Raw genomic sequence first — 8,188 nt, forward strand, 5'->3', positions numbered from 1 at the left:
GCTCCAGACTCGGGATGATGCATCTGACACCGGAACAAGAGCAGCCGCAATGCAAGAAACAGACCTGATCCACGACGAAACCGCGGGCATTGAAAGGCTCCTGGAGATCATGGCGCGCCTGCGCAATCCGCAGACAGGCTGCCCTTGGGACATCGAACAGGATTTCGCCAGCATCGCCCCCTATACCATTGAAGAGGCTTACGAAGTTGCCGACGCGATTGAGCGCGAAGCCTGGGATGAGCTGAAGGGCGAACTGGGCGATCTGTTGTTCCAATCCGTCTTTCACGCGCAGATGGCTCAGGAGGCGGGCCACTTTACCTTCCAGGACGTGGTCAGGACGATGTCGGACAAGATGGTCTCCCGCCACCCGCATGTGTTTGGCGGCGAAAGCCGCGAGAAATCCGCCGAACAGCAGACCCGCGACTGGGAGGCGATCAAGGCCGCAGAGCGCGCAGGCAAGGCACAGAAAGGCACGCTGGACGGGGTCGCCGTCGGCCTGCCTGCCCTGCTGCGCGCCTACAAGCTGCAGAAACGCGCCGCCCGCGTCGGCTTTGACTGGCCCTCGGCAGACAATGTCATCGCCAAGATCACCGAAGAATGCGCCGAACTGGTCGAGGCCCGCGACACCCTCTCCCAAGCGGAGGTCGAGGAGGAATTCGGCGACCTGCTGTTTGTGATGGCCAACCTGGGCCGCCACCTGGGTGTTGAACCCGAAGCCGCCTTGCGCGCCGCCAACGCCAAATTCACCCGCCGGTTTGAGGGCGTCGAAGCCAAGCTCGCCGCCCGCGGCAAGCGCCCGGAGGACAGCGACCTGGCCGAAATGGATGCGCTCTGGGACGAAGTGAAAGCTGACGAGCGCGCCTGAGCGCGTTCCTTCTGCTTCATCTTTCTCCAAATACTCAATCTCCCGCGGCCTGCCGGGCAGGCCGCGAATTTCTATCACAGAAAATCTCCGGAATTTCGCACTGCCCCGCCAGTCGGCGGTTCAATCCCGGCCGGACTGCGCGTAGTCTCGTGGCTCACGACTTACGGAGACCGCAATGAGCGCCAGGAAAATCATCATCGACACCGACCCGGGCCAGGATGATGCCGTGGCCATTTTGCTGGCGCTGGCCAGCCCGGACCAGCTGGACCTGCTCGGCATCACCTGCGTCGCGGGCAACGTGCCGCTGCCGCTCACCAGCAAAAACGCCCGCATCACCTGCGAGGCGGCAGGCAAAACGGACGTGCCGGTCTATGCCGGCAGCAGGGCGCCGCTCGCCCGGCCGCTGATTACCGCTGAGCATGTGCACGGCCAGACCGGCCTCGACGGGCCCGAACTGTGGGAGCCGCAAATGCCGCTGGCCGAAGGCCACGGCGTCGACTTCATTATCGAGACCCTGCGCAGCGAGCCTTCGGGAACTGTCACACTGTGCACCCTGGGTCCGCTCACCAATATCGCCGCCGCCTTCAATACCGCGCCCGACATCATAGAACGGGTGCAGGAACTCGTGATGATGGGCGGCGCCTATTTCGAGGTGGGCAACATCACCCCGGCAGCGGAATTCAACATCTACGCCGACCCGGAAGCCGCTGAAATCGTGTTCAGATCCGGCGCGCCGATCACCGTGATGCCGCTCGATGTGACGCATAAGGTGCTGGCCACCAAGCCCCGCGTCGAGGCGATCCGCGCCCTCGGTACCCGCGTCGGCCATTTCACCGCCGAAATGCTCGACTTCTTCGAGCGCTTCGATGTTGCGAAATACGGCTCTGGAGGCGGCCCGCTGCATGATCCCTGCGTCATCGCCTGGCTGCTCAAGCCTGAACTCTTCTCCGGCCGCCATGTGAATGTGGAAATCGAAACCGCCTCCGCGCTCACTCTTGGCATGACCGTCGCAGACTGGTGGGGTGTCACGGACCGCAAACCCAACGCCCTGTTCATCGGTGATGCCGATGCGGACGGCTTCTTCAAACTTCTGACCGAAAGGCTCGCCCTCCTATGAGCGCCGCCCTGCATCTCGCCAAGCCCGAACACCTGGACACCGTGCTGGCGCTGGTCGCCGCCTTTCACACCGAATCCGGCCTGGAGAGCAGCGACGAGCACCGCCGCGCCGGGATCGAACCGCTGCTGAACGGCCACCCCTATGGCGCCGTCTACCTGATCGGACCCACCCGCGCGCCGATTGGCTATATCGTGATCACCTTCGGCTGGTCGGTGGAGTTCGGCGGCATGGACGGGTTTGTCGATGAGCTGTACATCCGCCCCGCCGTGCGCGGCCGCGGCGTCGCCACCGAAGTGCTGACCGAACTGCCGAAATCGCTGGCCGAGGCAGGCGTGCGCGCACTGCACCTGGAGGTCGACCGGGACAACGAGACCGCCCAGCGGCTTTATCTGCGCACCCGGTTCCAGCCGCGCAAGAATTACATTCTGATGACCAAAAGCCTGTAGCGCTCACAGCCGGCCCCGCGGCGGAAGCTCGCCGCCGCGGGAAACGGCACGGGCGGAACAGCGCCGCAGCCGGAAAATGACACAACAAAGCGGAACCATCTGGAAGCGGCCGGAGTTATAGTGCCATCCGCGGCCCTGAAGCCGGCCGTCCGGACCAAAGAAAATGGAGGAAGAATATGACTTTCCGCTGGATCCCTGCTCTCGCAAGCAGCGCCGTACTGGGCCTGGGCGCCTGCACCAACCTGACCCCGGAACAGCGCACCGTTGCCGGAGTGGCAGGCGGCGCCGCCGCCGGTCTGATCGCTGCTGATGCGCTCAAGGCCGACGACGACTGGCGCCTGATCGCGGCCCTCGGCGGCGCTGCGGCCGGCACTCTGGTTGCGCAAAACAACCAGACCCAGCAGTGCGCCTACTCCCGTGGCGACGGCACCTATTACACTGCCCCGTGTTAAGATAATTTGATCTGGCGCCCTCCCCCGCCAGGGCGCCAGATCTCAGGACGCGGCCTGACGTCAGGCCGCATTCCCGGTATAAGAATTCCCGGTATCAGCGCAGTTCCGCGCCAAGGTTCAGCCGCTTGACAGGATCGTCCGCTGAGGCGGTCTGCCCGCTGAACGGATAGGTCCCCGGCCCGCTGCACCCCAAAAGCCCTGAAAGAATTGCACAGATTGCCACCGTGCGCAGAATTCGCGTCTTCATGGCCTGATCCCCTTTCCCGCGACGCCTTCGCACCGCGTAGGATCACCATAACGTAACGCCTGCGTGAGCGTCTGTGATCCGGGCCACACATGCAACTTCCGGAAGATAAAATCTGGACGAAAGCATGATTTCCACGGATCGCCGCCTTCCCCGGCCGTCCGGCCGTTGGCCCCGGCGCCGACCGGACAGCGGCGAAGTCAGCTCAGACCGCCGCGCCCGCCGGGCAATCGCTTGCATCAAGCTCCAGCACCGGATCATCGGGCCCGCACTCCTCACCGCTGACGGGATAGGTACCGGGCTCGTTACAGGCTGCAAGCAGCAGCGGCAGAGACATAAGGGCAAGCATAATAAGGCGGACGGGGGTCATTCCAGGCTCCTGCGTTCATGGTGATGCGGGTACAGAATGCCCGTTTCCGGCACCTCGGGCCTTGATGCGTGTTAAGGCCCGGCCATGGTTTTGCCCGGCCCGCTGCCTGCGATGCGGCGCTGCTTGAGGGAAGCCGGAGCCACCGCTGTGGAAGACCTTCAGCAGACACGTTCGGCTGCCACAAAAAATGCCCCGAACAAAGGTTCGGGGCGCTTTTCGGCGTCCAAATGTGGCGCTTTTTTACTTAAGGATCGAACGGCCCGCGTATTCAGCCACTTCGCCCAGCATTTCCTCGATCCGGATCAGCTGGTTGTACTTCGCGAGCCGGTCGGAGCGCGCCAGCGAGCCGGTCTTGATCTGACCGCAGTTGGTGGCCACCGCCAGATCGGCGATGGTCGCGTCCTCAGTCTCGCCCGAGCGGTGCGACATCACGTTGGTGTACCGCGCGCGGTGCGCCATATCGACCGCCTTCAGCGTCTCAGTCAGGGAGCCGATCTGGTTCACCTTCACCAGCATCGAGTTGGCGCAGCCGCGCTCAATGCCCTCGGCCAGACGCGCCGGGTTGGTCACGAACAGGTCGTCACCCACCAGCTGCACCTTGTCGCCGATCTCCTGGGTCAGCGCCTTCCAGCCGTCCCAGTCATCCTCGGACATGCCGTCCTCGATCGAGATGATCGGGTAGTCGTTCACCAGCGCCGCCAGATAGGCAACGTTCTCCTCGGACGACAGGGTCTTGCCTTCACCGGACAGAACGTATTTGCCGTCCTTATAGTATTCGGTGGCCGCGCAATCGAGCGCCAGGTAGATTTCCTCGCCCGGCTTGTAGCCCGCCTTTTCGATGGATTTCAGAACAAAATCCAGCGCTTCCCGGGTAGAGGCGATGTTCGGGGCAAAGCCGCCCTCATCGCCGATCCCGGTCGACAGGCCCGCCGCCGACAGCTCTTTCTTCAGGGTGTGGAACACCTCAGAGCCCATGCGCACCGCTTCGCGGATGTTGTCCGCAGCCACCGGCATGATCATGAATTCCTGAATGTCGATCGGGTTGTCGGCATGTTCGCCGCCGTTGATGATGTTCATCATCGGCACCGGCAGAACCCGCGCCGAGGTACCGCCGATATAGCGGTAAAGCGGCTGGGTGGTGAAATCCGCCGCTGCCTTGGCCACCGCCATCGACACGCCCAGGATCGCGTTGGCGCCCAGCCGGCCCTTGTTCTCGGTGCCGTCCAGCTCGATCATCGCCTGGTCAACCGCAACCTGCTCAGTCGCGTCAAAGCCGACCAGCTCTTCAGCGATCTCGCCGTTCACAGCGGCAACCGCTTCCAGCACGCCCTTGCCCATGTAACGGGACTTGTCGCCGTCGCGCTTCTCCACCGCCTCATAGGCGCCGGTCGAAGCACCCGAGGGCACGGCGGCACGGCCCATGGTGCCGTCTTCCAGGATCACGTCGACCTCAACCGTCGGGTTGCCCCGGCTGTCGAGGATCTCACGGGCGTGAATGTCGATAATGGTGCTCATCTGTCCATCCTTGTGTGGTGCCTGAAAGCGGCGCGTTTTGCTGCCAGCGTCATACCAGCCGCGGCGGAAATGTAAACCATGATCGTTATCGCTAACACGCCTAAATCCGGCAGGTTAGGGCTAACAAAACGCTGTTTGCGCCAACAGGGCGGAGGATTTCTGCCAGCCGGGACGTCAGGCCGCAGCCGCTGCTGCGCGGCGCGCCCGCCGCGCCAGCCGCTGCTCGCGCACAAAGGTGTAAAGCCCCGAGCCGATAATCAGCGCAGCCCCCGTCAGCGTCAGCGCATCGGGCCGCTCGCCAAAGACCAGAACGCCCGCCAGGATCGAAAACAGCAGCCGGGTATAGCGGAACGGCGTCACCGCCGAGGCATCCCCCACCCGCATCGCGGTGACGATCCCGTAATAGCCCAGCACCCCGAAAAGCACTCCGCCTGCCATCATCAGGTATTCATTCTGCGCCATCACCTGCGCCTCGCCAGGGGTGAAGGCCAGCAGCAGCAGCCCGGCCGGAATGACCGACAGGAACGCCTGAAAGCTGACAACGGTGGACGGCACCGCACTGTCCATCACCCGCGTCATCAGATCCCGCGCGGCAACGCCCAGCACCGCGATCACAACCAGCAGGGCCGCCGGTTCGAAACTGTCCAGCCCCGGCCGGATGATCAGCAAGACGCCGGCAAAGCCCACGCAGATCGCCAGCCAGCGCCGCCAGCCCACCTGCTCCCCCAGAAAGAGCGCCGCGCCCATGGTGATCACCAGCGGCGTTGCCTGAAAAACCGCCGCCACCACTGAAATATCGACCAGCGCCAGCGCCGAGGCAAACCCCATCGCCGACACCGCCTCAGTCGATGCCCGCAACACGGGCCGCAGCCGCCAGCAGCGCGGCGCAAACAGGTTGTGCCCTTGCATCCGCGCCATCACCGCAAAGACCAGCCCGCTGCCGATACCCAGGCAGATCAGGATCTGCCCGACCGGCAATGTGCCCGACAGCTGCTTGATGAACATGTCCTCAAGCGTGAAGAAAGCCATTGAGGCAATGACCAGCAGAATGCCTTGCAGGTTGTTCATGTTCGCACGTCCCGTTTTGCGGACCGGCAGCAGGCCAGACCATCCGGGCAAATGACATCAGCACTTGGTCCCGGACAACTCCGTTTCCGACGCCGGCCCATGAAAGGACGTGAGCCTATATATCAATCTTCGTGATACACGGCGCTCTGCCAGCCGCAAGCGCACCCGGAATTTTCCCGGAATCCCGGCCCGGAAAACACGCGCTTTCCTGGCCGTTTTCCATGCCGGAATACGGCTGCGCCGGCTCAATCCGCCTTGCGCGGCACCCCGTAAAGCTCCAGCTTGTGGCCGCGCAGCTCATAGCCCAGCTTGCGGGCGATCCGCTCCTGCAGCTCCTCGATCTCCGGGTCGCAGAACTCGATCACCTCGCCGGTGTTCATGTCGATCAGGTGGTCGTGATGCTCGCGCTCGGCGTCCTCGTACCGCGCGCGGCCGTCGCCGAACTCCAGCCGTTCCAGAATGCCCGCCTCCTCGAACAGCTTCACGGTGCGGTAGACGGTGGCGATCGAAATGCCTGCGTCCATCGCGCTGGCCCGGGCATACAGCTCCTCAACGTCCGGGTGATCATCGCTGTCCTGCAGCACCTGGGCAATCACCCGGCGCTGGCCGGTCATGCGCAGCCCCTTGGCCTCGCAGCGGGCGATAATCGTCTTTCGCATATCCGTCCTCACGGTTTTCTGGGCTTCCTCTTTAACGGATGCAAACTGCGCCGAAAACCGGCTTTTCATTTGCATCAGCAGTTGACAAAAGGCTTATCCACAGCCATTTGGCTTTCAGGCATCCCTCCCTGCCGCGTGAGCAGAGACCAAGACCGGCCGCACCGCATGTGCGTGACAGAACACCCGGGGTCTAGTGATATGCCGCCATTCCCAAAATCACGCGTGGGGATTGCAGAGGCCAGCGGCCTGGCATCCGGCCAGCGCGCGCCCGAGGTCCCTGCCCCGCAAGACACCGCTGTGCAACAGCGGATCCGGCCCGTGCTGCGTGCAGGGCCGTGAAAGGACGATACGTGACTGAATTTTCGACCATGGGGCTTCCTGAAAAGCTCCTCGCCCGTCTCCAGGACATGGGCCTGAACGATCCCACACCGATCCAGGCGCGCGCCATTCCGCATGCCTTGAACGGCAAGGACGTGCTGGGGCTGGCGCAGACCGGCACCGGCAAAACCGCGGCCTTCGGCGTGCCGCTGATCGCACAGATGATGCAATACGGCCGCAAGCCCGCCGCCAACACCGTGCGCGGCCTGGTGCTGGCCCCCACCCGTGAGCTGGCCAATCAGATCGCCGATACCCTGAAGGGCCTGACCGAAAACACGCCGATGAAGGTCGGCCTGGTGGTCGGCGGCGTCTCCATCAACCCGCAGATCGCTCGCATTGCCAAGGGCACTGACATCCTGGTCGCCACCCCGGGCCGCCTGATCGACATCCTCGACCGCGGCGCGCTGGACCTTGGGTCCTGCGACTTCCTGGTGCTGGACGAGGCCGACCAGATGCTGGACCTCGGCTTCATCCACACCCTGCGCAAGATCGCGGCGCTGCTGCCGACCGAGCGCCAGACCATGCTGTTCTCGGCCACCATGCCCAAGCAGATGAACGAGATCGCCAACTCCTACCTGCAAAGCCCGGTCCGGATCGAGGTTTCGCCCCCGGGCAAGGCTGCCGACAAGGTCACCCAGTCGGTGCACTTCATCGCCAAGGCCGAAAAGCTGAGCCTGCTGAAGGAACTGCTGGCAGACCACAAGGACGAGCGCGCGCTGGTCTTCGGCCGCACCAAATACGGCATGGAAAAGCTGATGAAGGTGCTGGACAAGGCAGGCTTTGCCGCCGCCGCCATCCACGGCAACAAATCCCAGGGCCAGCGTGAGCGCGCCCTCGCCGCGTTTAAATCGGGCGATATCAAGGTGCTGGTTGCCACCGATGTGGCCGCCCGCGGCCTGGATATCCCGGACGTCAAGCACGTCTACAACTACGAGCTGCCCAATGTGCCCGACGCCTATGTGCACCGCATCGGCCGCACCGCGCGCGCAGGCAAAGATGGCGCCGCCATCGCGTTCTGCTCGCCGGATGAGATGGACGAGCTGAAGGCGATCCAGAAGGTGATGAAGATCACCA

Annotated in this window: 9 protein-coding genes; 5 read left to right on the forward strand and 4 right to left on the reverse strand. The window is 63.7% G+C overall.

Going from position 1 to position 8,188, the window contains the following annotated elements:
• Positions 1 to 49 precede the first annotated feature (49 nt).
• The 4 genes from mazG (at position 50) to ACTRWG_RS18530 (ending at position 2,880) form a co-directional block, all read left to right on the forward strand.
• Positions 50 to 865 (forward strand): nucleoside triphosphate pyrophosphohydrolase, encoded by an 816-nt coding sequence (mazG, locus tag ACTRWG_RS18515; protein ID WP_027237332.1) that lies wholly within the window; start codon positions 50 to 52, stop codon positions 863 to 865.
• A 175-nt stretch (positions 866 to 1,040) separates the two neighbouring features.
• Complete coding sequence (locus ACTRWG_RS18520; protein WP_027237331.1) at positions 1,041 to 1,982, forward strand: nucleoside hydrolase; 942 nt, start codon at positions 1,041 to 1,043, stop codon at positions 1,980 to 1,982.
• A complete protein-coding gene (locus ACTRWG_RS18525) occupies positions 1,979 to 2,428 on the forward strand; it encodes a GNAT family N-acetyltransferase (protein WP_027237330.1) in 450 nt (149 codons plus the stop codon). The genes ACTRWG_RS18520 and ACTRWG_RS18525 overlap by 4 nt, the downstream gene beginning before the upstream one ends.
• Positions 2,429 to 2,604: 176 nt before the next feature.
• Positions 2,605 to 2,880, forward strand: a complete 276-nt coding sequence (locus ACTRWG_RS18530; protein WP_027237329.1) for a glycine zipper 2TM domain-containing protein — start codon at positions 2,605 to 2,607, stop codon at positions 2,878 to 2,880.
• A gap of 449 nt (positions 2,881 to 3,329) precedes the next feature.
• Here the strand turns inward: ACTRWG_RS18530 and ACTRWG_RS18535 are convergent, their stop codons facing one another.
• From ACTRWG_RS18535 to ACTRWG_RS18550, 4 genes are all read right to left on the reverse strand, one after another.
• The gene (locus tag ACTRWG_RS18535; RefSeq protein ID WP_167332330.1) at positions 3,330 to 3,494 is read right to left on the reverse strand and encodes a hypothetical protein; all 165 of its coding nucleotides are present in this window, start codon (positions 3,492 to 3,494) and stop codon (positions 3,330 to 3,332) included.
• Between the two features lie 240 nt (positions 3,495 to 3,734).
• A complete protein-coding gene (gene eno / locus ACTRWG_RS18540; protein WP_027237328.1) occupies positions 3,735 to 5,009 on the reverse strand; it encodes a phosphopyruvate hydratase in 1,275 nt (424 codons plus the stop codon).
• A 174-nt stretch (positions 5,010 to 5,183) separates the two neighbouring features.
• Positions 5,184 to 6,077: a DMT family transporter gene (locus tag ACTRWG_RS18545; protein ID WP_027237327.1), complete on the reverse strand. Its 894-nt coding sequence runs from the start codon at positions 6,075 to 6,077 to the stop codon at positions 5,184 to 5,186.
• Between the two features lie 245 nt (positions 6,078 to 6,322).
• Positions 6,323 to 6,736 carry a Fur family transcriptional regulator gene (locus ACTRWG_RS18550; RefSeq protein WP_027237326.1) on the reverse strand — a complete coding sequence of 138 codons (414 nt, stop codon included), beginning with the start codon at positions 6,734 to 6,736 and terminating at the stop codon, positions 6,323 to 6,325.
• 350 nt (positions 6,737 to 7,086) lie between these two features.
• Here ACTRWG_RS18550 and ACTRWG_RS18555 point away from each other — a divergent pair.
• A partial coding sequence (locus ACTRWG_RS18555; protein WP_462829766.1) for a DEAD/DEAH box helicase occupies positions 7,087 to 8,188 on the forward strand: 1,102 nt, incomplete at its 3' end.

The sequence above is a fragment of the Leisingera sp. G5_S3_59_S7 genome, assembly GCF_054968485.1.

What these genes read in the sequence shown, in the direction of transcription:
- mazG (WP_027237332.1), top strand. Translation starts at nt 50, where the DNA reads ATGCAAGAAACAGACCTGATCCACGACGAAACCGCGGGCATTGAAAGG.
- ACTRWG_RS18520 (WP_027237331.1), top strand. Translation starts at nt 1,041, where the DNA reads ATGAGCGCCAGGAAAATCATCATCGACACCGACCCGGGCCAGGATGAT.
- ACTRWG_RS18525 (WP_027237330.1), top strand. Translation starts at nt 1,979, where the DNA reads ATGAGCGCCGCCCTGCATCTCGCCAAGCCCGAACACCTGGACACCGTG.
- ACTRWG_RS18530 (WP_027237329.1), top strand. Translation starts at nt 2,605, where the DNA reads ATGACTTTCCGCTGGATCCCTGCTCTCGCAAGCAGCGCCGTACTGGGC.
- ACTRWG_RS18535 (WP_167332330.1), bottom strand. Translation starts at nt 3,494, where the DNA reads ATGACCCCCGTCCGCCTTATTATGCTTGCCCTTATGTCTCTGCCGCTG.
- eno (WP_027237328.1), bottom strand. Translation starts at nt 5,009, where the DNA reads ATGAGCACCATTATCGACATTCACGCCCGTGAGATCCTCGACAGCCGG.
- ACTRWG_RS18545 (WP_027237327.1), bottom strand. Translation starts at nt 6,077, where the DNA reads ATGAACAACCTGCAAGGCATTCTGCTGGTCATTGCCTCAATGGCTTTC.
- ACTRWG_RS18550 (WP_027237326.1), bottom strand. Translation starts at nt 6,736, where the DNA reads ATGCGAAAGACGATTATCGCCCGCTGCGAGGCCAAGGGGCTGCGCATG.